The organism is Sporosarcina beigongshangi (genome assembly GCF_033485195.1).
Lineage (GTDB): Bacteria > Bacillota > Bacilli > Bacillales_A > Planococcaceae > Sporosarcina > Sporosarcina beigongshangi.
The window spans coordinates 84,721-108,002 of the sequence record NZ_JAWLIR010000006.1 but is presented as its reverse complement, the minus strand read 5'-3'; the positions used below and the strand labels follow the sequence as shown (position 1 = coordinate 108,002).

22 protein-coding genes, 1 pseudogene and 1 other annotated feature are annotated in these 23,282 nt (G+C 39.6%); of the genes and pseudogenes, 6 read left to right on the top strand and 17 right to left on the bottom strand.

Annotated features, from left to right (window positions below):
- Positions 1 to 43: 43 nt before the first annotated feature.
- Both R2B77_RS04930 and proS read right to left on the bottom strand, forming a co-directional pair.
- Positions 44 to 526, bottom strand: coding sequence for a hypothetical protein (locus R2B77_RS04930; protein WP_203247406.1), 483 nt, complete (start codon positions 524 to 526; stop codon positions 44 to 46).
- A 114-nt stretch (positions 527 to 640) separates the two neighbouring features.
- Positions 641 to 2,080: a proline--tRNA ligase gene (gene proS / locus R2B77_RS04925; RefSeq protein ID WP_203247405.1), complete on the bottom strand. Its 1,440-nt coding sequence runs from the start codon at positions 2,078 to 2,080 to the stop codon at positions 641 to 643.
- A 45-nt stretch (positions 2,081 to 2,125) separates the two neighbouring features.
- Positions 2,126 to 2,344: a binding site (T-box leader), on the bottom strand.
- Between the two features lie 128 nt (positions 2,345 to 2,472).
- Here proS and R2B77_RS04920 point away from each other — a divergent pair.
- The gene (locus tag R2B77_RS04920) at positions 2,473 to 3,291 is read left to right on the top strand and encodes an aldo/keto reductase (protein WP_203247404.1); all 819 of its coding nucleotides are present in this window, start codon (positions 2,473 to 2,475) and stop codon (positions 3,289 to 3,291) included.
- Positions 3,292 to 4,047: 756 nt separating this feature from the next.
- Here R2B77_RS04920 and R2B77_RS04915 read toward each other — a convergent pair.
- The gene (locus R2B77_RS04915; RefSeq protein WP_203247403.1) at positions 4,048 to 7,137 is read right to left on the bottom strand and encodes an efflux RND transporter permease subunit; all 3,090 of its coding nucleotides are present in this window, start codon (positions 7,135 to 7,137) and stop codon (positions 4,048 to 4,050) included.
- Between the two features lie 101 nt (positions 7,138 to 7,238).
- Between R2B77_RS04915 and R2B77_RS04910 the strand changes: the two genes are divergently transcribed.
- Positions 7,239 to 8,072, top strand: coding sequence for a TetR/AcrR family transcriptional regulator (locus R2B77_RS04910; RefSeq protein WP_203247402.1), 834 nt, complete (start codon positions 7,239 to 7,241; stop codon positions 8,070 to 8,072).
- Between the two features lie 56 nt (positions 8,073 to 8,128).
- Here R2B77_RS04910 and R2B77_RS04905 read toward each other — a convergent pair whose 3' ends face one another.
- Positions 8,129 to 8,863: a sulfite exporter TauE/SafE family protein gene (locus R2B77_RS04905; RefSeq protein WP_203247401.1), complete on the bottom strand. Its 735-nt coding sequence runs from the start codon at positions 8,861 to 8,863 to the stop codon at positions 8,129 to 8,131.
- A gap of 233 nt (positions 8,864 to 9,096) precedes the next feature.
- On the opposite strand from R2B77_RS04905, the gene R2B77_RS04900 reads away from it, so the two are divergent.
- Complete coding sequence (locus R2B77_RS04900; RefSeq protein WP_203247400.1) at positions 9,097 to 9,486, top strand: hypothetical protein; 390 nt, start codon at positions 9,097 to 9,099, stop codon at positions 9,484 to 9,486.
- 254 nt (positions 9,487 to 9,740) lie between these two features.
- On the opposite strand, the pseudogene R2B77_RS17965 reads toward R2B77_RS04900, so the two are convergent.
- Both R2B77_RS17965 and R2B77_RS04895 read right to left on the bottom strand, forming a co-directional pair.
- Positions 9,741 to 9,989 (bottom strand): annotated as a pseudogene (locus R2B77_RS17965) (type II toxin-antitoxin system death-on-curing family toxin); the annotation flags it as partial.
- A 167-nt stretch (positions 9,990 to 10,156) separates the two neighbouring features.
- A complete protein-coding gene (locus R2B77_RS04895) occupies positions 10,157 to 10,360 on the bottom strand; it encodes a hypothetical protein (protein WP_203247398.1) in 204 nt (67 codons plus the stop codon).
- Between the two features lie 182 nt (positions 10,361 to 10,542).
- On the opposite strand from R2B77_RS04895, the gene R2B77_RS04890 reads away from it, so the two are divergent.
- Positions 10,543 to 10,791, top strand: a complete 249-nt coding sequence (locus R2B77_RS04890; RefSeq protein WP_203247397.1) for a hypothetical protein — start codon at positions 10,543 to 10,545, stop codon at positions 10,789 to 10,791.
- Between the two features lie 103 nt (positions 10,792 to 10,894).
- On the top strand, positions 10,895 to 11,794 hold the full coding sequence (locus R2B77_RS04885) for a Gfo/Idh/MocA family protein (protein WP_203247396.1): 900 nt from the start codon (positions 10,895 to 10,897) through the stop codon (positions 11,792 to 11,794).
- A 400-nt stretch (positions 11,795 to 12,194) separates the two neighbouring features.
- Here R2B77_RS04885 and R2B77_RS04880 read toward each other — a convergent pair whose 3' ends face one another.
- From R2B77_RS04880 to R2B77_RS04865, 4 genes are all read right to left on the bottom strand, one after another.
- Positions 12,195 to 12,761, bottom strand: a complete 567-nt coding sequence (locus R2B77_RS04880) for an NADPH-dependent FMN reductase (protein ID WP_203247395.1) — start codon at positions 12,759 to 12,761, stop codon at positions 12,195 to 12,197.
- Positions 12,762 to 12,773: 12 nt separating this feature from the next.
- Positions 12,774 to 13,832, bottom strand: coding sequence for an LLM class flavin-dependent oxidoreductase (locus tag R2B77_RS04875; protein WP_203247394.1), 1,059 nt, complete (start codon positions 13,830 to 13,832; stop codon positions 12,774 to 12,776).
- Positions 13,833 to 14,044: 212 nt separating this feature from the next.
- Positions 14,045 to 14,986, bottom strand: coding sequence for a ring-cleaving dioxygenase (locus tag R2B77_RS04870; protein WP_203247393.1), 942 nt, complete (start codon positions 14,984 to 14,986; stop codon positions 14,045 to 14,047).
- 53 nt (positions 14,987 to 15,039) lie between these two features.
- Positions 15,040 to 15,483: a MarR family winged helix-turn-helix transcriptional regulator gene (locus R2B77_RS04865; RefSeq protein ID WP_203247392.1), complete on the bottom strand. Its 444-nt coding sequence runs from the start codon at positions 15,481 to 15,483 to the stop codon at positions 15,040 to 15,042.
- 282 nt (positions 15,484 to 15,765) lie between these two features.
- Here R2B77_RS04865 and R2B77_RS04860 point away from each other — a divergent pair, with 282 nt between their 5' ends.
- Complete coding sequence (locus R2B77_RS04860) at positions 15,766 to 16,485, top strand: sulfite exporter TauE/SafE family protein (protein ID WP_203247391.1); 720 nt, start codon at positions 15,766 to 15,768, stop codon at positions 16,483 to 16,485.
- Between the two features lie 112 nt (positions 16,486 to 16,597).
- Here R2B77_RS04860 and opuFB read toward each other — a convergent pair whose 3' ends face one another.
- The 7 genes from opuFB to R2B77_RS04825 all read right to left on the bottom strand — a co-directional run bounded on the left by opuFB (position 16,598) and on the right by R2B77_RS04825 (position 22,697).
- Positions 16,598 to 18,112 carry an ABC transporter permease/substrate-binding protein gene (opuFB, locus tag R2B77_RS04855; RefSeq protein ID WP_203247390.1) on the bottom strand — a complete coding sequence of 505 codons (1,515 nt, stop codon included), beginning with the start codon at positions 18,110 to 18,112 and terminating at the stop codon, positions 16,598 to 16,600.
- Positions 18,105 to 19,052: an ABC transporter ATP-binding protein gene (locus R2B77_RS04850; RefSeq protein ID WP_203247577.1), complete on the bottom strand. Its 948-nt coding sequence runs from the start codon at positions 19,050 to 19,052 to the stop codon at positions 18,105 to 18,107. The genes opuFB and R2B77_RS04850 overlap by 8 nt, the downstream gene beginning before the upstream one ends.
- 194 nt (positions 19,053 to 19,246) lie before the next feature.
- A complete protein-coding gene (locus R2B77_RS04845) occupies positions 19,247 to 19,735 on the bottom strand; it encodes a hypothetical protein (protein ID WP_203247389.1) in 489 nt (162 codons plus the stop codon).
- 92 nt (positions 19,736 to 19,827) lie between these two features.
- Positions 19,828 to 20,769 carry a cation diffusion facilitator family transporter gene (locus R2B77_RS04840; RefSeq protein WP_203247388.1) on the bottom strand — a complete coding sequence of 314 codons (942 nt, stop codon included), beginning with the start codon at positions 20,767 to 20,769 and terminating at the stop codon, positions 19,828 to 19,830.
- A 15-nt stretch (positions 20,770 to 20,784) separates the two neighbouring features.
- A complete protein-coding gene (locus tag R2B77_RS04835; RefSeq protein ID WP_203247387.1) occupies positions 20,785 to 21,108 on the bottom strand; it encodes an ArsR/SmtB family transcription factor in 324 nt (107 codons plus the stop codon).
- A 165-nt stretch (positions 21,109 to 21,273) separates the two neighbouring features.
- On the bottom strand, positions 21,274 to 21,402 hold the full coding sequence (locus R2B77_RS04830; protein WP_322555655.1) for a hypothetical protein: 129 nt from the start codon (positions 21,400 to 21,402) through the stop codon (positions 21,274 to 21,276).
- Positions 21,402 to 22,697 carry a helix-turn-helix domain-containing protein gene (locus R2B77_RS04825; RefSeq protein WP_203247386.1) on the bottom strand — a complete coding sequence of 432 codons (1,296 nt, stop codon included), beginning with the start codon at positions 22,695 to 22,697 and terminating at the stop codon, positions 21,402 to 21,404. The genes R2B77_RS04830 and R2B77_RS04825 overlap by 1 nt, the downstream gene beginning before the upstream one ends.
- Between the last annotated feature and the right edge of the window lie 585 nt (positions 22,698 to 23,282).

Here is a 23,282-nt window from a genome sequence, read left to right as displayed (position 1 = left end):
AAAAGCAAATGAGGATATTTGAAAATAAGATGGAGTCATGACTCTATCTTATTTTTTTGAATACCTTCAAAATCTGATAGCCATCTGACGGATGTCCCGCAAGAGGCCCCATCCATTTCGGATAGACAACAGGGATACTCGTACTGATAAACAAGAGAAAATTATAGAATAGAATTCCATTTAAAAAGTTCTTTGCTCCCAGATGCGTTAAATCAGTTGAAATAAAAAACGCAGTAACTGCCAACATAAGAGATGCTACTGGTCCACCTGCTGACATCATAATACTTTGAAAGCCTGAGAAATCGGTATTTCTTGTGCCCCGCTTACAAAAGCCTGAATAAGACCACCGGATATGGAAGTGCATTCTCCCAATTCGAATGTTTTCCCTATTCGATACGTTAGGTGGACCGAGATAAACTAGTGCTCTCTCTTTTGAAAACAAGACTAGACCGATGGCGTGACCTATTTCATGCAAAAGCACAGATACCGGAATGCCGATTGCATAAAAAAGTAAAAATGAGACCATTTTCCATCCCCCCTCTTGAAATCTATACGTTGACCAAGCTTTCAAAGTTTCAAAATGTTTTCCAAATATGAAAAACGCCCCACTCAATTACCCGAGTGGAGCGTTTTCCTATTCTTAATAAGCGCGGCCAAACCACACCGTATGCTTCGATTCCTTGCCACAATTGATACAGCTAGATTTCTCTGCTGGTGGGTTGAATGGAATGTTGCGTGTTGTGAATTTCGTTTCTTCTTTCACTTGTTCCTCACAAGCATCATCTCCACACCAACCTGCAAGAACCCAACCTGGGATTTCCCCTTTTTCAGTTGAGTCGGCAATATGGCTCGATAACTGCTCAATTGAATCAACATGCGTATGCGAATGTTGTTCACGGAATGCGCGTGCTTTTTCGAGTAGACGTGCTTGCATCGCCACTAATTCTTCTTCAATGCGCGCAACAATCGCAGAAAGCTCGACAGCTTCTTTTTCGCCTTCATCACGTGCTTTGATGAGTGCTTGGCTATTCTCCAAATCACGTGGCCCTAGTTCAACGCGAACAGGAACACCTTTTAGTTCCCACTCATTGAATTTATAGCCTGGAGATTGATCGGAATCATCCAACCGGACACGAATGCCTTGTGCTTTTAATGCCGCGAAAACCTCATCTAGTTTTTCCATAATCGCAGGATTCTTCTTCCAAGGACCTACTGGAATTAACACAACTTGTGTCGGCGCAATACGTGGTGGCAATACAAGACCTTGCTCATCACCGTGCGTCATAATGACAGAACCAATTAAGCGCGTAGATGTTCCCCATGAAGTTGTGTGAACAAATTCATGCTTGTTTTCTTTATTTAAATATTTAATATCAAAGGCTTCTGCAAATTTTGTGCCCAAGTAATGTGAAGTTCCCGCTTGAACCGCTTTACCGTCCTTCATCATTGCTTCGATGGAATACGTATCGACAGCACCTGCGAAACGCTCAGAAGGTGTTTTTTGACCATCGTATACTGGAATGGCTAGCAACTCTTCAACAACTTCTTTATAAATGTTCAGCATTTGCATCGTTTCTGCACGCGCTTCCTCTTCATCTACGTGAGCTGTATGCCCTTCTTGCCATAAAAATTCAGATGTGCGAATGAACGGTAATGTTTTCTTTTCCCAACGGAAAACGTTCGCCCACTGGTTAATTAGCACAGGGAGGTCACGATAACTTTTAATCCAATCAGAATAAAGATGACCGATCATCGTTTCAGAAGTTGGACGTAATGCTAGACGTTCTTCTAATTTTTCACCTGCTGCTTCTGTTACCCAAGGAAGCTCTGGTGAAAAACCTTCGATATGATCCTTCTCTTTTTCGAAAAATGACTCTGGAATTAACATCGGAAAATACGCATTCCGATGCCCTGTTTCTTTAAAACGACGATCCATCTCCGCTTGAATATGCTCCCAAATTTCGTAGCCATCCGGTTTAAACGCGATACACCCGCGAACTGGTGTGTAATCCATTAAATCCGCCTTTTGAATCGTGTCGATATACCATTTCGAAAAATCACTTTTTTGTAGATTAGTCATTTATTTCCCCTCCTAAAATAATGAAAAGCACAAAGATATCCTCATATTAAGGACGTCTTTGTGCTGAATGGACGTGGTACCACCTTAGTTTAGCTCACCGAATTGGTAAACCCTCTAAAACGTTTGATAACGAAAACGACTCGGTTATGTTGGCATAACATCTCCGTGGTAGGTTTCAATAAGAAGCGGTGGTCTAGCTCTCAGCAAATCGCTATACTCTCTGGTTCACAATTCTTATTTACTCGGTCACATCAAAGATTGTCTATTGCTTATAATATAACAAATACTTGGTGTTTATACAATGACTCTCTATTTACGCTGTTCATTTTCAATAAAAATAATCGAATAGTATGCTAAACTAGATTCAGAATAGTCGGAAGGGTGAGGATGACATGGAGAATGTTACACTAAATAACGGTCTACAAATGCCGCAGCTTGGATTTGGAGTATGGAAGGTTCCGGATGAAATTGCAAAAACTACAGTTGAACACGCACTGGAAGCAGGGTATCGTTCGATTGACACGGCTATGATTTATCGTAATGAAGTAGGTGTCGGAAAAGCGCTTGCGGATACTAAAATTCCAAGAGAAGAATTATTCATTACAACAAAATTATGGAATGCCGACCATGGCTACGAAAGTACATTGCAAGCATTTGATGCGAGCCTCGAAAAACTCGGCTTGGATTATGTAGATCTGTATATCATCCATTGGCCAACACCTTTACATGATAAATATGTGGAAACATATAAAGCATTAGAAAAGCTCTATAAAGATGGACGCGTCAAAGCAATCGGTGTCAGCAACTTTGAAATTGAACACTTACAACGAATTTTGGATGAATGCGAAATCGTTCCAACAGTGAATCAAGTGGAACGCCATCCTTACTTACAACAAAAGGAACTTAAAGCATTTTGCGATAAGCATTCCATCATGCTAGAGGCATACAGTCCTCTTATGAACGGGAAAGATGCATTACAAAACGAAGTCATTCAAGAAATCGCAGCTCAACACGAGAAAACACCAGCACAAATCATTCTACGTTGGCATTTACAAACGGGCGTCATCGCCATTCCTAAATCCGTAACACCTTCAAGAATTATTGAAAATCTTGACGTTTTTGATTTCGAGTTGACCGAAGGAGACATGGAGAAAATCGCCACATTAGATCAAAACCTTCGGGTAAATCGCCATCCTAATGAAGTGAATTAAAAATGTGAAAAAACCACGTCTGTTGATTAACCAAGAACAACTTAATTAGATAGTTGATGCTTAATGTATTTTATCCCTTTGGAATGCTTTGGAATGAACAGCTACAATACAATAGCCGGGCTATTTTATGATTGGGGATGTGACCGGGTCACATCCCCAATCATTTTTTCGGTAATCGTATGGCAGCCGTTCATCCGGCGCTTTCCAAAGGAAATACTACATAAAACACCAATACTTTTTAGGAATAAAAGAATAGAGGTCTTCTAACTTTATAAAAGCCGCCAAAGATGCAATTTTAGCGGCTACCGCTATCTCAATCCTATTCCCCATTTTTATTCCAGATCTTATTACTTCCTTAGAAAAGTTATGCAAAATTAAGAAGATAATACTTTGTTCATGCACAATAGTTCCCGAAATTGTATCTTCGGGAACTTACACGCTTTAACAATGTCATCTATTCTTTTCTTTCCAAATGCCTGCATTTTTCACTTGGGCATTGGAGGTTTACGACAAGCAATGATAGACAACAAGATAATCGAGAACGGTATTGTCAGTAATGACGAAGTCATTGCTGACAACACAACTTCTGCGGTTATTCTGTCGTCCATCTATTGCCGAAAGTAAACCGGAAATGTCTAGTAAACAGGTCATTTTATATTTCTTGCTTGCTAGTTGTAATTGCAACTAAGTGGTTAATCAACAAGCTTATAGAAAATAGCCCTACAAGGAGTCTAACCTCCTTGTAGAGCTTTTCAATCAATCTTCTTCTATTTCAATACGATTTTTCTTGAACAGCTTAGACAGAATCTCATAAACGATTGGTACAACAATCAACGTCAATAGCGTTGAACTGATCAAACCACCGATTACGGTAATTCCAAGACCTTTAGAGATCAAGCCGCCACCGCCGCCTGTTCCCATTGCCAATGGAATGAGCGCACCAATTGTCGCGATTGCCGTCATCAGGATTGGACGCAAACGTGTTGCCCCAGCCTCCAGAACCGCTTCACGCATTTTCAAACCTTCACGTTCCATACGGATGATACGGTCTACAAGTACGATGGCATTCGTTACAACGATCCCGATTAACATCAGTAGACCCATCATAACAGATACAGAGATCGTTTCACCTGCGATTAATAGACCCACGAATGAACCAATGACCGCAAATGGTAATGACACTAAGATCGCGAATGGTGCGACACCCTCACGGAATGTAACCACTAGGATGAAGTACACAATGGCGATAGCCGCAAGCATTGCTACAATCAGTTGTGTAAATGTCTCTGTCATATCCGCAGCAACACCCGCAACGTCGACAGTAACACCTTTCGGTAAATCTAATTTATCAATTGCTTTATCAATTTCAGATGTCGCCTTTGAAATATCAGCATCCACAATTGTTCCTGACACCGTTGCGTGGTATTCACCTTTACTGCGAGAAAGAGCATTCAGCGTCGTTCCTTCTTCAACTTCAACAAGGTCAGACAGTTTCATTGTCGTGCCTAGCGCTGTCGGAACCTCTGTTGCTAATAAATCATCAATTGATTTGGGTTGCACAGCTTCCTCTTGTTGCACAATTACTTTTAATGAATTGCCGTCTTTTTCAATTGTCGTTAAAACATCTTCCGTACGCATCGGATTTAACATCATGACGATTTGCCCTGTTGTTAACCCATACTGCAGTAATTCATCTTGCTCCACTTTAAGTTTGTATTCAACATATGCATCTTTTGCACTTGAAGAAACATCTTCAAGACGATTGTTATCATGCATAACGTCTTCTACCATTTTCACAGCTTCATTTAGTCGATCTAAATTTTCACTGTAGAACGTGTAGCTCACTTCATTAGTAGACGACATGCCCATCGAACTGAAATCTTGGGTCTTCCATTCTCCTGTTTGTTCAATGTTGAAGATATAATCTTCAATTTCTGTTCGAGCTTCTGGGAAGTTCTTCATGTCCGGGTCAAAGATCAGATACATTAACGCACCATTTGAGCCTCCACCCATCATGGCTGCCATTGGATCTCCAGCATCCGTAACCGATAATTGAACAATATCAATATCTTCATGTTTTAACAGCTCTTGTTCCACTACTTCAATGTTTGCTAACGTATCTTCCATTAGCTCGCCTGTTTCCGGCGTATACGTTAAGTACATCACTTTCTCTTCTTCACTACCCAAGAAACTAAACCCAATTAATGGCGTCAACGCCACACTTCCAGCTAATAAGATAACGGAAAGGATTGAAGTAATCCACTTATGGTTGAGTGTCCAGGCTAAGATACCCTTATACCACGTTGCTAGTTTACCAACCTCTTTATGACGGCTAGTCGTCTTCTCACTATATAGCTTTTTCCTAAATAAGAAGTGAGATAATGCTGGCACAATTGTAATCGCAACAAGTAGCGAGGCGCCTAGCGCAAACGTCATCGTTAAAGCGAATGGCATGAACAACTCGCCAACCATACCACCAACAAAAATAAGTGGCGCGAATACCGCAACCGTTACTAATGTTGAGGACATAATAGGTTTAAACATTTCAATCGTCGCTTCACGTACAAGCGCTCGACCTGATAATTTCTCTGTTTTTAAATGCAAACGACGATAAATATTTTCAACGACGACAATCGAGTCATCGATAACACGACCGATGGCAACGGTAATCGCACCAAGCGTCATGATATTTAACGTAATCCCCATCCAGTTTAGTAACAGTAATGCCATGAAAATAGAAACCGGGATAGATACGATTGAAATAATCGTTGATTTAATATCACGTAGGAAGAGAAGAATGATGAGTATCGCAATTCCTCCACCAAATAACGCTTTTTCAACCATCGTTGATACCGATTCTTCAATTGGAGCACCTTGGTCAAGTGATACATCGACAACAAGACCATCGATTACTTTCTCTTCATCTTTAATTAATTCCTTCACAGCATTTACAACATCCACTGTGTTTGCTTGTTGCCCTTTAATAATTTGAATGGCAATGGCATTTTCACCATTTGTTCGTGAAACCGATTGTACTTTACCGACGACTTCAATTGTCGCGATATCGCCAAGCTTCACAAATGGTAATGGATTTGTTTCAGACGGTGTAGTAGGAATAAGCATTCCCTTTAATTCATCAGCTGTCATGAACTTGCCGTCTACTGCAACAGCTTGCTCGCCTTCTTCAAATTCATAAAGACCCAAAGAGACTGCTAAATCACTTGCTTGAATCATTTGTTTAACTGAATCTGGCGTGATACCAAGTTCAGCCATCTTATCTTCATCATACGTTAGTTGTACTTCTTCAATATGCTGACCTGTAATAGTAGCGGATGCTACTCCATTGATCTTCTCGATTTTCGGAAGTAAAATTTCCTCGACCGTGGATGTGAGTTCAACAATATCCTCTGTCGTACTACTGACGCTCAATGCCACAACCGGCATCATATTCATACTAATTGCTGTAATTGTTGGCTTTTGTGCGCCTTCAGGTAAAGATACTGCATCTAGCGCAGAGTCCAATGCACGTTTCGCCTCATCCATGTCGATACCATATTCGTATTCCACTTGAATATTTGACATATTTGAATACGAATTCGAATAAACAGATTTCACATGTTCTAGATTTTCCACTGCTTTCTCTAACGGAATGGAAACATCATTCATAACTTGTTCAGGAGTGGCTCCTGGATACACATCCATCACCATTAAAAACGGAATTGAAATATCTGGAAGAGTCTCCGTTTTCATGCGAGTACCCGCATAAATACCAGACACTATGACGATAATTGTCAGCAACCATACTGCTAATTTATTCTTTAGGACAAAATTTACTAATCCTTTCACTCTTACACCTTCCCCTATTTGACTAATCTCATTCAGTTTCTTATACTAATGACTAACAAGTCAGATGTCAATGAATAAACCCTAGGAGCGATACTATAGCGATGATAAAAAAACAACTAATCATGGAAAAGGCTTTAGAGCTCTTTGCAGAAAAAGGCTTTGAGTCAACTTCCGTACAACAAATAACCGAGCATTGCGGCATTTCAAAAGGCGCTTTCTATCTATCATTCAAATCAAAAGACGAATTGATTTTAGCATTAATCGACTACTTTATGATGAAGTTTGTTTCAGATATTGACTACTTGGTCAATAACACGAAAAACGACGATGATCTTTTACAAAAATTTTATTACACCATTTTTGATTCCTTCCGTCAGCATTCTGATTTCGCCAAAATCCTTATCAAAGAACAAATGCGGTCCTTTAACGAAGAATTCATCATCAAAATGCGTGCCTATGATTTATCGATGGATGAGGTAATTTTATCAATGGTTGAGCGCTTATATGGCGATGAGGTCAAACAGACAAAGCACGATGTCATGTACTGTATTAAAGGCTTTATGAAAACCTATTCGGAGCTATTTTTATTCTATGACTTACCTTTAGATTTAGATTTGCTTGCTAGGTCGCTTGTCGAAAAAACAAATGTACTAGCAAGACATATCACAGTCCCGTTTATTACAACTGAACTAGTCCAAATGCGTCAACAACCTACGAATGGGGAAGCGACAAAAAATCAAATCCTCGAAATCATTGAGAAAAATATCAATGAGATTGAAGAATCGATTGAGAAGGAATCGCTACTGTTACTCAAGCAACAGCTGATTGAACCAACATTAAGCCCTGCGCTTGTAAATGGATTGCTTGAAAATATTCGCAGTCATCCCCATTGTAAATGGATTTCTTACTTACTTCGGAACTATTTTAAGTCCTAAAAAAAGCTATTTCAAAAATCGATGACAAACGACTTTTGAAATAGCCTGTTTTTAGTTTATCCAAAATACTCCACAACAATTTGCACAATCAATAGTACTGTCACAACCCGCAGAATCGGTTTCACATGCTTCGCTTTTAATTTCCGCGCAAGGCGAACGCCGAGCTGCGCCCCACTAATTGAGCCTAGCATGAGCGCGATGGTTAGTGGCCAAATGATTTTCCCAGTCGAGATGTAACTTATGGACGCCCCGAAACAGCTTGAAAAAATCATGATACGAGATAGTCCAACAGCTCTCAAATAAGAGATCTTCAATCGAGCATAGACATACAACGCTAATGTTCCACTTCCGGGACCAAATACACCATCATAAATACCAATTCCGTATAATGAGGTCGCACTCTTCTTCGTAACGCGGAACGGCTCACTACCGTCAAAATCTGCTTTGCCTAGAAATGAAGTGATGAATGCGAAAGTTAGTAGTACAACAGCTATGACAATCATCCATTCCTCTTTCAAAAAGGAAGCTATCACTCCACCGGTAATTCCTCCGGTTAAGCTGAGCGGGACAACCGTCAGCGCTTCTTTGACCGTAACTTCTTTATTTTTATAAATGACAAAAAAACTTGAAAATGAGCTCACCGTGTTGGCTACCTTATTGGCTCCAATCGCGGAGTGAACCGGTAACCCCATCAGTAGCATGGCTGGCAAACTGATTAGTCCCCCGCCCCCCGCTAACGTACCAAGCGTCGTTGCAGCAAAGCCGATAAAATATAGCATAACGTATTCCATAGGACATCCTTCTTTCGGTCAAACTCTCTATATGACTAGCATATTCATCTTTCAATCATAAGTAAATTCGATTGTATGAATGAGAGTCTATTCGAAAAATGAATGTTGAAAACCCAATTCTCTAATTCACACACCATTTCACAGAAATTGCACCCGAAATCCAAACTATATTGGCTAAGCGATGATACAATAAATGTAAATATACTCAATTAGGTCTATAGGGGGCGAAATTCATGAAAGGTATTCTACTATTGATAGTTTGTTTATGTTTACTGACAGCGTGTAGATTAGAAACCCAGACACTTCGAGAATTTTATGATGGAAATTTAAATGAAGTAACTGAAATGAAGATTGTTGATGGTGGTACAGGCTACCATGTAACTAGTACGGATAATAACATAATTAAAGATTTTACGAGCCAGTTAGAGAATGTGAAATTTATCCCTGATGAAAATCAAGAACAAAGAGATGGCTTTATATATTCCATTACTTTTTTCCAAAATGGTGAACAGACTTTCCAGTTTGGACTAAGCCAAATCAACGGAAATTATTATCATACTGAGCCGGATATCAAACCAATAGTCGATGAATATTTCAAATCAATGGAAATAGAAAAGAAATAATACGAATAAAGATACCGAACTGTTTATTGCGGGCAATATGAATCATATTTTGAAGGAACCACCTGGGGATCACGAAGGAAGTGCCGCGACTTATGGAAATCCAGACCTGCCATTAGCACAAGGGTTGATGGATGGGGATATTGGATTTTTGAAGGGTTTATAATACAGGGATTATAAAAAAACTCAGCTTTACTTCTTGGCTGAGTTTTCACTATATATTAACAAAGTTCAATGATTATCGGCTATCTACTCACCTAGTTGATACTGTATGGTTGTGTATGTGATTGAATCCATTCTTCAATAACTTTCAATTCTGGTCTTGTTTCGTGATTTGCTATCCTTAAACAGAAATCATAGAGTTCATCCGTAGATGCAGAAAACTTAAATCCATTATATTTTAGGAATAAATCTGTACAAAGAAACGCGGCTCTCTTATTACCATCCGCAAAGCAATGAGAAATCGTAATGCGATACAAATAAACAGCAGCTTTTCTAAATAAACCTGGATACTGTTCGGCACCTCAGTAAGATGTCTGAGGTTCAACAACACGCTTCTCAACACATGAATCCTCAAACGAGTATATTGTTGTCCCACCAAATTGCTGAAAACCCGACTGATGAGCCATCAAAATATCTTCTTTATCCAAATATATAATCCCGTTCACCATAATTACGTCCGTGAAAGTCGTTTCAGCAGTTCATAATTTTCTTTTACAGATTCCTGGAGAAGTTTTTCACGTAGCTTATCTTTATCTGTTTTCCGTTGAAGATCTTCCATTTCCTTCAACTTATTATTATCCACTACCATATGATCCTCCCCCATCTGTTGTTCATTATTTGTACTTTCAGATAGCTTATCATTATCTTGCTTCATACCCTCACCTCATTTAAAAGACTATATGTTTATAGTCGGTAGGTATACCAAGATATATACACTATATTATCATATAAATTGACAGAGTGCACAGTACTCTATACCCCTTTCCATCCAGTCATAAACACCCCCCACCAGCCATATAGTTAGGCAGTATTAGTTGATAGATGGAGGAGGATATCATGCAGTCTAAGGAAATACGCTTGCGTCGAATCCAGCACCTTGCTCATGAAATTATGGATGAGATGAATCGGGGTAATGAGCAGAGACAATTGGAAACGCTGCATCTTGCAATCGACAATCTATCTCGTGCCATTGGAGATTTAGCAGATTCACATGGGCATTATTCACTCGACTATATAGAGGAGAAAGTGGGCAATGCTCATTATCTATTGTTTAAAAACGAGAAAAAGGTCAAGCTTCTCTCATAACGAATTCCTACCGATTCCTGTACTTTTGTTGAAACTTCAACGAGAGTGCAGGATTTTTGTTATGCTGTAAAATGAAGATAAACAATATAACAGGGGTGATTGTGTGAAAGTCGGAATGATCGGTATTGGTGATATTGCAAAGAAGGCTTACTTACCGGTTTTATCGCAAACGAAGGGGATTGAACTCCATGTTTGCACTCGAAATGAGGATACATTGAGAGATATGGCTGAAACATATTCGATTCAGCATCTTTATCAGGATATCGACCAGTGGCTAGCAAGTGGAATCGTAGCAGCATTCGTTCATTCATCAACAGAGTCCCACGAAGGCATCATTGATAAGCTACTCGACAACGGCATTCACGTCTATGTGGATAAACCTATCACCAATAACTTGGAATCCTCGACACGTTTATTGAAAAAAGCCGAGAGTAAAGGGTTGCTCTTAATGGTTGGCTTCAACCGGAGATACGCACTCCCTTATATGAAATTAAAGGAATTAGCTGAACCAAATATGGTTGTCGTGCAGAAAAATCGTGGGCATCACGCAGGCGAAGCGCGACAGTTTGTTTTCGATGATTTTATTCACGTGATTGATACACTGCTCTACTTGTTCCCTTATCCGATTGACAACATTCGTATACGAGGGAAGCAGGAAAACGGCTTGCTTCATCACGTCGTTCTACAGCTTGAAGCGACACAAGGAACGGCCATTGGTATTATGAATCGCGAGGCGGGTACAACCGAAGAAAAGGTGGAAGTCATGAGCGCTACCGAGACTCGTAAGGTCATAGATGTCAATGAAGTGATTTCTCATATTGACAAAAACAGCCTCACTTACGGCAGTAATGATTGGCAGCCAACACTTGAAAAACGTGGATTTCATGGTATCATCGCTGCTTTCTTGGAAGCTGTTAAAGATGGTAAAGTATCGGCTGAATCCTATCAGCGAGATTTGGACGCGCATGTAATTGCGGAAAAAGTGATACAGGCACTTGTCTGAAGACTACATCATTATAAATCCCACTCTCTTTGTCACATATGAAGCGAGTGGGATTTTGCCTATATCATTCTATCGATGATAGCCTATCCCCGTGGGGAAGCGGGCTCTCCTTTGGCGAAACTCGACTACCTATCCAGAAAACTGAGCTACCTCGGGGAAACTCGACTACCTTTGCCGGAAACTGAACTACGGAAAACGGAAACTCGAATACGCACCCGGAAAACTGAGCTACCTCGGGGAAACTCGACTACCTTTGCCGGAAACTGAACTACGGAAAACGGAAACTCGAATACGCACCCGGAAAACTGAGCTACCTCGATAATCCACTACACTCTATTCATTTATTCAACACAAAAAAACAACACCGTTCATCACTCTAAACGGTGTTGTTCTTGTTTAATCAAAACCCATATTCCGCATCTTTCTTTTCCCGAATCCCTGCATAAGCCTCGACAAGCATTACAGTGTCCTCCACTAAACGCTCCATGCGGAAGTGAACGTCATCGTTGACGATTTCTTTACGGTTGAAATCTTTTTCTTCTATAAAGACATATGTCGGGACAATATGAGCCTTCATATACGCTAAAATTGGCTTTAACTGCTGCTCCACCATCATATAATGCTTGGCGCTGCCTGCCGTAACCAGCATACTGACTACTTTATCTCGAAACGCATTGACTGGCAATAAATCAAAGACATTTTTCAGCGTAGCCGGAATAGAGGCTTGAAACGTCGGTGTACCAATGATAATTGCGTCCGCCGCCATCAATGTTTCCGTCACATATTTCGTGTCACCTTCGTAGTCGAAATAATTACGCCCGTCACTAAAGACCACGTCAAAGTCAGCCAAATCCAGCAAAGTAATCTCTGCATCCGGGTATTTTTCTTGCGCTATTTTAAGCGTATAATCCATCGCTGTTCTTGTTTTAGACCCTACTTTAGAGCCTGATAATAATGCGATTTTCATCATGACGCCTCCTTATTTCTCTGTTGTGTATTTCTTAATCGCCGGCATTATTTCCGTGGCAATTAACTCAATATTTTTCATTATTTTATCAAACGGTACGCCACCAAAATCGATTTGCGCCATGAACCGTTGTTGACCGTATAATTCATACTGATAAAGCATTTTCTCAATAATTTGCTGCGGGCTACCGATCATTAACGCATCACGCGTATCTGTCGCCTGTGCGAATTGCTGCTTTGGATAGCCACCGCCTCTTAACGCCATCATACCTGTGTCGATATGTGGATAAAATTCACGCAGTGCATCCTGAGAATTTTCAGCTGTATAGAATAAGCTCGTCGTCGCGATGGGTAGGACTGCCGGATCAAAACCACTGCGTTGCGCCGCCTCACGATAGGCATCCACTGCCACCTTAAAGTTGACCGCAGGACCACCCAATGTTGTCAGCATCATCGGAATCCCTGCATATCCCGCCTTAATCGCACTTGCAGGTGGTCCACCGACCGCACGCCATATTGGTAAATGACCGTTTTGTGGCTGTGGTAAAATTTGCGCATTATTCAAAGGAGCACGAAACTGTCCTTGCCACGTTACGCTGTCCTCATCATTAATCTTCATCAGCAGCTCTAACTTCTCTTCAAATAATTCCTCATAATCATGGACATCATAACCAAGCAAGCTATAAGCCCCAACTCGTGAGCCACGCCCCGCAACTATTTCCGCCCGACCTTTTGAAATTAAATCCAGTGTCGCAAAATCTTCATAGATACGCACAGGATCCGATACACTTAACACGGTAGCTGAACTCGCAATTTTAATATTTTTTGTCGCCTGGGCAATCGCGGCTAAAATGACCGTGTGTGCTTGTGTTGTAAAATGCGTTTGATGGCTTTCACCAACTGCAAAAACATCCAATCCCGCTTCATCCGCCAGCTTACTCGCCTCTATTAACTCCTGAATGCGTTGCTCAGCACTAATTTTACTTCCTGTGAAAGGGTTTAGTAAGTGATCCCCAATCGAATATAAACCAAATTCCATCCCTTTAGTCGTATCAATACGGTATTTCTCCATAATGACTCTCCCCTTTTCTATAAAACTAAGTAGGTACTAACTCGGCTACTTCCTATACACTACAAAAATTAACCAGTGGCGGTCATAATACGGCCCATGGCGAGCATAAACCTACTCATGACGGTCATAACGCGACTCATGGCGAGCATAAACCTACTCATGACGGTCATAAATAGGATGCTCGTAGATATTTGTCTCTCTTGATTAAGACCTTAGTCAATCGGTTGTAATTTCGCTTCAATCTCCGCACGTCTACCTTCTAAAAATGGCGGTAAATCTAATTTTGTCCCTAACGCTTCAACAGTGGAGTCCTTTGTAAAACCAGGTCCATCTGTCGCAATTTCAAATAAAATACCGTTCGCATCGCGGAAGTATAAGCTTTGGAAATAAAAGCGATCAATCACCCCTGATGAATCAAAGCCGCGCTCCTTCACAACTCCGTCCCAATAACGTAATTCTTCCTCATTTTTCACACGTATGGCTAAGTGATGAATGCTGCCTCGTCCCGGTTTTTCACTTGGTCCCTCAAGCTGCTTCAAAACGATTTCACCAAATGCTTGCCCTTCAACAGATTGATAGATCGCTTCCTCTTCAAAATAGGCCACTTCTGCATAACCAAATAGATCTCGCAACGTTTTAGCTGTTCGTTCCAAATGACGCACAGTGATTTCCGTTGGCCCCATCCCTAAAATACGATGCGCTTGCTCGACGCTTGAACCTTCCCAAGTCGCCCAAAAGTCAGGTGTTTCCCCACCATTATTGTTCAATAAAATCAGCCGTAAGCCTTCTGAATCCTCAAATGGTAATGCCTCTCTACCTGCATACGTTGTAATCTCCCCGTGCATCACATCTAATTGCTCAAAGCGCTGTTTCCAATACGTTAAACTCTCGAGTGATGGCACAAGTAAGCCGATTTGGGTAATGGCATTTGTACCACGAACCGTTCTTCCTGCATTCGTCATTTCAAAAAAGGATAACTCTGTTCCCGGGCTTCCTGTTAAATCTCCATAAAATAAGTGGTACATTGATGGACTATCCTGGTTCACCGTTTTTTTCACACGGCGTAAGCCTAATATCTCTCTATAAAAGTGGTTATTCGTCCCTGCATTTTTTGTGATCATTGAAATATGGTGGTGTCCTGGTATTTTGTACATGATTATTCCTCCTTGGATTTTTAATTGATTAGTCAAGTGATGGCGTAAAAAAATCACTCGGGTGGTAATTCTTTTTTCAAACTATGTTTATGGATACGTGTCATCAATGTATAAAGTGTTTTCTCTTCATCCCTTGTTAATACATCTTCAAAAAATGAAGTTTGAAATGCTAGTTGAGCTGGCATAGCTTCATCTAAAATAATCTCAGCCTTGTTCGTAAGACTAATCATTTTTGTTTTCCAATCCTGCTTACGGACGATATAGCCTTCTTTTTCAAGTCGAGCAAGCATGCGGGATATTCCACCTTGCGTCACGATCACTTTGTCAGCTAATTCACTTTGTGTAAGGGGTTGGTATGTTTGAATTTGTACAAGTACGTCAAATTGGGCAGTTGTTAAATCAAACCGCTTTAAAAAGTCGTTTGACAGCTGGTTACTTTGATTCGTAAAACGCATTAAGCGTAACCAAATGAGCGAGCCAATCGTATGATTCTGCACCTTGTTTCGCCTCCTTGTTGTTAACCTTATTATCACTTTACCACGCAAGTGATAGAGTTGCAAGAATTAAATCTAGAATTCAAGGTTTTATTTAAATGAAATAAAAAATCTTTATAATTCACTACGATGCTTAAAGAGGGATTGGACTACATCCTTTCACTTAGTCGGCATAGATTGAATAACTTATTCTCTCCGCCTTTTAAAAGTGACAGCTACTACTGCTTTTCTACCCCTATAATGATAAAATATGATTAAGTGAATGTGTTAAATCGGAGGTATATTTTGGGGACTGGCTTAATTTTTATATGCATAATAATAGTGGCTTCTATACTACAATCAAGTACAGGCTTTGGTTTTTCTATCATGGCGACACCATTTTTACTTATGTTATTCCTACCACAGGAAGCTATACAAATAAATATTATTTTGTCGTTACTCATCTCTCTATTATTAATTTTTAAAATTCGAAACGACATTGATTTTGTGTTATTAAAAAGATTTATTATAGGCAGTATGATTGGTGTGCCATTAGGGATTTTCATTTTTATGTCTATGAATATAAATGCTTTAAAGTTAGGCATCGGCATACTTCTTTTACTATTGACTCTGCTGTTAATAGCCAATGTGAAAATCAAATCAACGCCAGTCCGAGATTTCATAGTCGGAGGGATTTCGGGTATTTTAACAACAAGCATCGGTATGCCAGGCCCTCCCTTATTACTTTATTTTACTGGGACGGATACCGAAAAAGGGAAGTTACGTGCAACTACGTTAGCTTTTTATCTCTTTATTTATTTCGTCAGTCTACTAACACAAATTATATTTACTGGGACTAACAAAATCATATGGCAATCCAGCTTCTATGCCATTCCACTTGTATTTCTTGGTTTGTTTATAGGGCAAATTATTTTCAAATGGTTGAACCAACGGATTTTCAGAGTACTTACATATATTCTTTTGATTTGTACAGGGATTTTTCTGTTAAGTGAAAGCTTCGGATAACAGATGCTATATATCCACATAAGAAGTATGTCGAAGAACCACAATTCATTATTGAATCAAATAAAAAACCGCCTAACAAGGAATAGCTTCCCTTGCTAGGCGATTCGAATAACTACAACAAACCTAATTTCTTCAAATACTCTCGTGCTACTTCTAATGCTTTTTCGCCCTCGACATTTACCTGATAATTTAATTCGCGCATATCAGCATCTGTTATTTGACCAGCTAATTGGTTGAGTGCTTGTGCGATTTCAGGATATTGTTGCAACGTTTCCTTCCTTAGTAAAGGTGCGCCCTGATAAGGTGGGAATAGCTGTCGATCATCCTCCAAAACAACCAATTGATACTGGCGGATTTCGCTATCTGTTGAATAGGCGTCCAGTACTTGTATATCACCACTCGCTATGGCCTGATAGCGCAGCTTTGGCTCCATTGTCGCAACGTTCGAAAAGTGAATATCATAAAGCTTTTGAATGCCAAGATAGCCATCCTCACGATCATTGAATTCCAATGTAAATCCAGCTTTTATCGTTTTTTGAATGGCTTGTAAATCTGAAATAGTTGTTAATTGATATGTATCAGCGATTTCTTTTGAAACAGCCAATGCATAGGTATTGTTGTATTGCATAGGACCAAGCATCGTCATACCAAATTCCTCCAACATCCCCGCTTGCGCCTGCTCATAGACATCCTCCGCGTCATTATTAATCGCTTGTTCTTTTAAAAACTCGGAAATGGCTGTCCCTGTAAATTCCGGGTAGATATCAATATCTCCTGATTTCAGTGCGTTGAATACAAAGGTTGTCTTGCCAAAACCAGGCTCTAATCGAACCTCCAATTCCGTCTCGTTTTCAATCAATAACTTGTACATATTTATCAATATTTCAGGCTCTGCTCCCAATTTTCCCGCTATCACAATTTCTTCTTTTCCCCCGCTATTGAAAAGGGGAAGAAGAATAATGAGTAACGCCGTAGCACTCACTGCCCCCAATACAGTGATCGTTTTTCTAAAGGACAGTGACTCTAATTTCTTCAATAAGAAATCGAATAGCAATGCCAATAACGCTGCAGGTATTGCCCCTAATACAATAAGCGCTGGATTATTACGGTCGATTCCGAGTAAAATGATATCCCCTAATCCCCCTGCCCCAATTAGCGCAGCCAATGTTGCAGTTCCAACAATCAATACCATCGCCGTACGAATCCCAGCCATCATCACAGGCATGGCGAGGGGTAATTCTACTTTCACTAACCTTTTATACGCATTCATCCCCATCGCTGTAGCTGCTTCTTTCAAAGATGAATCCACTTCATTGATGCCTGTATATGTATTTCGTAAAATCGGTAATAAGGCATAAGCCACTAATGCAATAATGGCAGGTACTTTTCCTATACCAAATAACGGAATGAGTAAACCGAGCAACGCCAATGACGGTATTGTCTGCAGCACAGCACTAATCCCGATAATACTTTCCGCTATTTTCTTCTGGTTGGTCAAATAAATGCCAATAGGGATTGCAATGACTACCGCAAAAAAGAGTGCAATAAAAGAAATTTGAATATGTTCAAGTAAAGAGGCTAACAGTTGCCCTTTTCGTTCAGTAAAAGCAGTTAATAAGTTAGTCATGACTATCACCTCTTACCACAGAGTCATTGGCTAAAAACTGAATGACTGATTCCCTAGTAATCATCCCTACTACCGCATTTTCTTCAAGTACAGTTAAACAATCATGCTGAGCCAACTTACTTAATATACTTTGTAATGAATCATGACCAGACACACTCTGCTGAAGATTACCTTCCTTCATTACAGCAGGTCGTATCACCTGCTGAATATCAAAATCCTTGGTCAATCCCATAAATTCACGAACAAAATCATTCGCCGGATGTTGGATAATTTCCTGGGGCGTGCCTAATTGAACAATTTCCCCGTCCTTCATCACACAGATTCGATCGCCTAATTTCAAAGCCTCTTGCATATCATGCGACACAAAAACAATCGTTTTACGAATCGTTCGTTGCAATTCGAGTAAGTCATCTTGTAATTTCGCCCGGCTAATTGGGTCAAGAGCACTGAATGGCTCATCCATTAAAATAACTTCAGGATCTGCTGCTAATGCACGAATAACACCGACCCTTTGTTGTTCTCCACCTGAAAGCTCTTTCGGTTTTCGATGACGGTAGATGTCTGCATCCAGTCCGACCATATTCAACAGCTCACGCACTCGATGCTGAATTTGCTCAGGCTTCCACTTTTTCAATTCTGGCACGATGGCAATATTCTCTTCAATTGTCATATGCGGAAAAAGCGCAATTTGCTGCAGCACATAGCCAATATTCCAGCGAAGCTCATGCAAGTTATAGTCGCTTATTCTTTTCCCTTCAATTGTAATCGTTCCATCTGTTAAATGGATTAGCCGATTTATCATTTTAAGCAGAGTCGTTTTTCCACAGCCACTTGGCCCAATAATAACAAAGAACTCCCCTTTGCCAATTTCCAAATTCAACGACTTCACTGCAAGCCGACCGTTATCATACCGCTTGGAAACATTGTCAAATCGAATCATCGCATTCCCTCCTTTTAAATGAATTTCCATTCGTATAACTCCGGTAATTATTTCTTCTTATTTTATCATGTGTGGTGAAAATTCTCGGGCATTGTGCTTGTCCAGATAATCATCCCACATTGAATGCGAAAAAGCCCCTTGATTCATCACTAATCAAGAGACCTTTCCAATTTCCAGGGATACCTAATGAGCGCCTAGCACATGACAATAATTGTAGAAGGTGTCGTTTGAGCTGGGATACTTCTGGTCGTCGCACCATAAACAACAATTAAATTGCGGTTGGCAATACTGCCTGTAAAGGCTTGCCCATTCTCCAATAGAATCCTAGTATACGGTGATATATTTAATCTTAATGTACCGTCTCTACTTTCCAATTGGCGATTAAAATAGTCTACTTTGACGCTTTGATAAGCCGTGTCTCTCGCCATAACGAGTGCTCGAAATTGTGGAGGATAGATGAGAGGGACAGGCGCGTCAGCATCATAAAAACCAGTCACCCTATCCCCCAACTCCATCATGACATGATCTACAAAGTAAGTCGTGGGTGCTACGACGAAATTGACCGATGCTCCATACCCGTCATCTACGGAGAACAGTTTATAACAACCTGCTTCATTATTTTGCCCGACTGAAAAATCATCAATCATCGTGACAACGCCGTTAAAAGCTTGAAAATTTTTCATTCCTTTACCTCCGTAACGAATCAAACTGATATCCATATAGACTATGCTATCTTCGTACGGCTTGTTAATTTCTTGGTACCCCTTACTATGAATTAGTGGTGATGATGATGCCCCGATGATTCAGCTTTTACCGTACACAATATTGAATTGTCATGCTGATGTGCAGCCGTTTCTAGTTGGATCGTCACATGCTGAATATTTTTATGTTCAAGATCATGTTCAATTTTACGCAGTAAGAATTCGCTTTCGGCAATTGTCATTTGATCATCGACAACGATATGGCAAGATAACGCATTTAAACCACTCGTAATTGACCAAATATGTAAATCGTGAATACCTTTTACGCCTGGTGTTTGTTGAATCGTTTGAATTACTTCGTCCATGTCTACATTTTGCGGTGTACCTTCCATTAGCACATGTAGTCCAGACTTTGTCACATAATAACCACTGCGTAAAACAAGTGCAGCAACAATGACACTCGCCAACGGATCCGCCCAGCCCCAGTCAAAGAACATCATGAGCAGTGCGGCAATTATGGCTCCAACTGAACCTAGCATATCGCTAATGACGTGTAGATATGCCCCTCGCATATTCAGGTTATCTTCCACATCCCCACCACGCATCATAATCCACGCAACCAAAATATTGACAGCTAAACCAATACTACTGACGATTAACATCCCTGTTGTCGCTACTTCAGGGGGATTGGAAAATCGTTGGATCGCTTCATAAAAAATGAACAAGGCAATGAATATTAACGTCACACCATTTAAGACAGCTGCTAATATTTCAAATCGTTTATAGCCGAATGTCTTACTTTGACTCGCTACCTTCGCACCATATGTAAAAGCAAGCAAAGCAATCCCTAGTGATACAGCATCACTTAACATATGCCCTGCATCTGATAAGAGGGCCAAGCTATTTGTTACAAAACCACCAATGACCTCGACAATCATATAACTGGTGATGATGAAAAATGAGATGAGCAATACTTTTTTGTTGGCGCCATGTGTATGATCATGGTCGTGCCCCATGCTAATCCCTCCCCTCTAGTTATGCGCCGCGTGCTCAATAGCTTGTGTAAGCAAATTCATCACGTGATCGTCATCTTTTGAATAATAAATCGTCGTGCCCTCTCTTCTGAACTTCACCAATCGTAAATTTTTTAAGAAGCGCAATTGATGAGAGACGGCAGACTGGCCCAAATTTAAAGCTTCTGCTATATCGTTAACGGAGTGCTCTTCCGCACATAATAAGTTTAAAATACGTATTCTTGTTGGATCACTTAGCGCCTTAAATGTTTGAGACACCACAAATAGTGTTTCTTCGTCTAAATGGGATTCATGATGGATGATTGTTTCTCCTTGCTTCATTTACTGTTTCACCCCCAAATACCAATATATGAACATATACTCATATATATATTAATATAGCATGTATAGAGTGGATGTCAACTGGGGGGCTCTATGAACTAAGAAGGGCTGTCCAGAAAATCAGTTTTCACTGACTTGCTGAACAGCCCTTTTCCTTGCTTACTGTTAGAAATTAATTGGAACGCTAGTTGTTCCGAATAGTTTAGGCACTTTATCTTCGGATGCGAAGGCTTGATTACCTGCAACCCCACTCAAAATTACTACAAGTAAAAGAATAGATAAAAATTTCTTCATTATAAATCCTCCCAATTTTTTATTTTCCTGAAAATACTCTCATACTTATTTGCTTCTTGATAGCACATCGATGATAGTTTGTATTTTCGATTACTAAAATGCCATTCGGCAAGTACTAAATAGTATTTGTGAACATACCTATAATCCTGTATAGCTATGAAATATTTAATTGCCTCTTCAGTAATTTCTTCGGATAAACCTTGTTCACTATGAAGTGATTTAAAAATTTTAAAATGATGGTGATATGATGTGAAGTTATTATCTTTTAACTGTAAAAGTAATGAAATTCCCTTATCACACCAATCATTGACAAACTCCCGTTCGTTCATTTTTGAATACTCAATCACTAAGCAATATATCGAAATAACTGGATCCCCTTCATAAGTTTTGTAGTCAATGCTTTGTTTATAGTAAGAAATTGCATCCTCATTATTGCCCATTATACTAGATAACGCCCCTAGGTTATGGTAAACGATTCCTTTTTCGTGACGTAAATTAAACTCATCGCATATTTGCATTGCCTTAAAGTAGGAGTCGTACGCATCTTGAAATTGTTCACTCTTCTTCTGAGTAATCCCAATAAGAATATAACATTCCAACACTCTTTTCATTAAAAATTTTTCTCTAAAATAATCAAGGGCTCTTCTTGTATATTCAATTGAGACGAAAATACGACTGTCTGCTGTGTAAACCACCCCTACCATATAATTCAATTCTGCTAATTCCCAAGCCTCTAATGAAATAGCATCAACTAATAATAACACGTCTTCTAAATATTCAATCGATTTATTGCGACTTTCTGTAGAATAATAGTACATCGCCTTATTTAATTTAAATAAATAGCTTTGCCGTGGATTAAAGTCTTTACTAAGTTCTTCAAGATCAGCAATTTCTTTTTTTAGTTCCTCTGAATTTTTCCCCGTCATAATCCGAAACCTTAACATAATTAGAAGATACGTATAGTAAAGGGTTTGATTTTCAAATAATGGACTATGCTGTTCTAAATACTCCAGCTTTTGTTTAGTAAAATTTCCGTCCCGATTTGTAATCACTTCTTTGTAAGTAGCCTCTAACATTTTCTCAAAATCAATTTCAGTTTGCTGATCATTCTTTTGTAACTTCGATGAATCTATGCCTAATCGATTGAATAATAGACCAATGATGTCCTCACTAGGGAAAATTAAATTCCGTTCAATTTTAGATAGATAAGAAGGCGTGCAGATTCCTTTTGCTAGTACTAATTGCTTCATGTCTTGTCTAATTCGTTCTGCCCTTATTAAATGACCAACTTTCATTAGTAAATCCCTCTCTTTTATAGCATAGTACATATGTAATGCTAATCATACCATTTTAATGTGAGAAATTAATTTCGAAACCACTAAAATAATGCTTGTTTTAGAAAAAAATGTCCCAACCTAAATAAATATAACTCTAGCTTTAGGCGTGGTATGTTTATAATTGATAAGAAAAAAGAATCACTCGCGTGCGAATTGAATGTACATATTTTACGAAAACCTACGAGGATAGAGAGTAGATAAAAGTACTAGTTGATGTAGCGTTAATGAAATGCGGGTTGGGTATTATAAAGTGATTTCTAATGTGTTAAATCGTATATGAATTCTTTCGAAGGGAGTGAGAATGTACCCATGGAGACAGCAAACGAGCAATTAAATTTTGATTGTAGAGATATGCAATTACATCAAATGAAAATCGAACTAGTGGAGTTTCTTCAAAAGATGCAATCCAATGGTTTTCTTAAAACAGTGGAATTCCGGGACATTCCAAATGACATTAGACAAATTTATAATTGCCAGCAATGATGATGTACGTCATCGCAATTTTCTACCTGCTCTATTTTAGGCTCGATTTAAATAAAAAGG

Coding starts and splice junctions, on each gene's coding strand:
- R2B77_RS04875 (WP_203247394.1), bottom strand. CDS start 13,832: ATGGAGAAATACCGTATTGATACGACTAAAGGGATGGAATTTGGTTTA.
- R2B77_RS04840 (WP_203247388.1), bottom strand. CDS start 20,769: ATGGGGCACGACCATGATCATACACATGGCGCCAACAAAAAAGTATTG.
- R2B77_RS04890 (WP_203247397.1), top strand. CDS start 10,543: ATGCAGTCTAAGGAAATACGCTTGCGTCGAATCCAGCACCTTGCTCAT.
- R2B77_RS04845 (WP_203247389.1), bottom strand. CDS start 19,735: ATGAAAAATTTTCAAGCTTTTAACGGCGTTGTCACGATGATTGATGAT.
- proS (WP_203247405.1), bottom strand. CDS start 2,080: ATGACTAATCTACAAAAAAGTGATTTTTCGAAATGGTATATCGACACG.
- R2B77_RS04870 (WP_203247393.1), bottom strand. CDS start 14,986: ATGTACAAAATACCAGGACACCACCATATTTCAATGATCACAAAAAAT.
- R2B77_RS04920 (WP_203247404.1), top strand. CDS start 2,473: ATGGAGAATGTTACACTAAATAACGGTCTACAAATGCCGCAGCTTGGA.
- R2B77_RS04830 (WP_322555655.1), bottom strand. CDS start 21,402: ATGAAGAAATTTTTATCTATTCTTTTACTTGTAGTAATTTTGAGTGGG.
- R2B77_RS04880 (WP_203247395.1), bottom strand. CDS start 12,761: ATGAAAATCGCATTATTATCAGGCTCTAAAGTAGGGTCTAAAACAAGA.
- R2B77_RS04895 (WP_203247398.1), bottom strand. CDS start 10,360: ATGAAGCAAGATAATGATAAGCTATCTGAAAGTACAAATAATGAACAA.
- R2B77_RS04910 (WP_203247402.1), top strand. CDS start 7,239: ATGATAAAAAAACAACTAATCATGGAAAAGGCTTTAGAGCTCTTTGCA.
- R2B77_RS04825 (WP_203247386.1), bottom strand. CDS start 22,697: ATGAAAGTTGGTCATTTAATAAGGGCAGAACGAATTAGACAAGACATG.
- R2B77_RS04835 (WP_203247387.1), bottom strand. CDS start 21,108: ATGAAGCAAGGAGAAACAATCATCCATCATGAATCCCATTTAGACGAA.
- R2B77_RS04900 (WP_203247400.1), top strand. CDS start 9,097: ATGAAAGGTATTCTACTATTGATAGTTTGTTTATGTTTACTGACAGCG.
- R2B77_RS04930 (WP_203247406.1), bottom strand. CDS start 526: ATGGTCTCATTTTTACTTTTTTATGCAATCGGCATTCCGGTATCTGTG.
- R2B77_RS04850 (WP_203247577.1), bottom strand. CDS start 19,052: ATGATTCGATTTGACAATGTTTCCAAGCGGTATGATAACGGTCGGCTT.
- opuFB (WP_203247390.1), bottom strand. CDS start 18,112: ATGACTAACTTATTAACTGCTTTTACTGAACGAAAAGGGCAACTGTTA.
- R2B77_RS04905 (WP_203247401.1), bottom strand. CDS start 8,863: ATGGAATACGTTATGCTATATTTTATCGGCTTTGCTGCAACGACGCTT.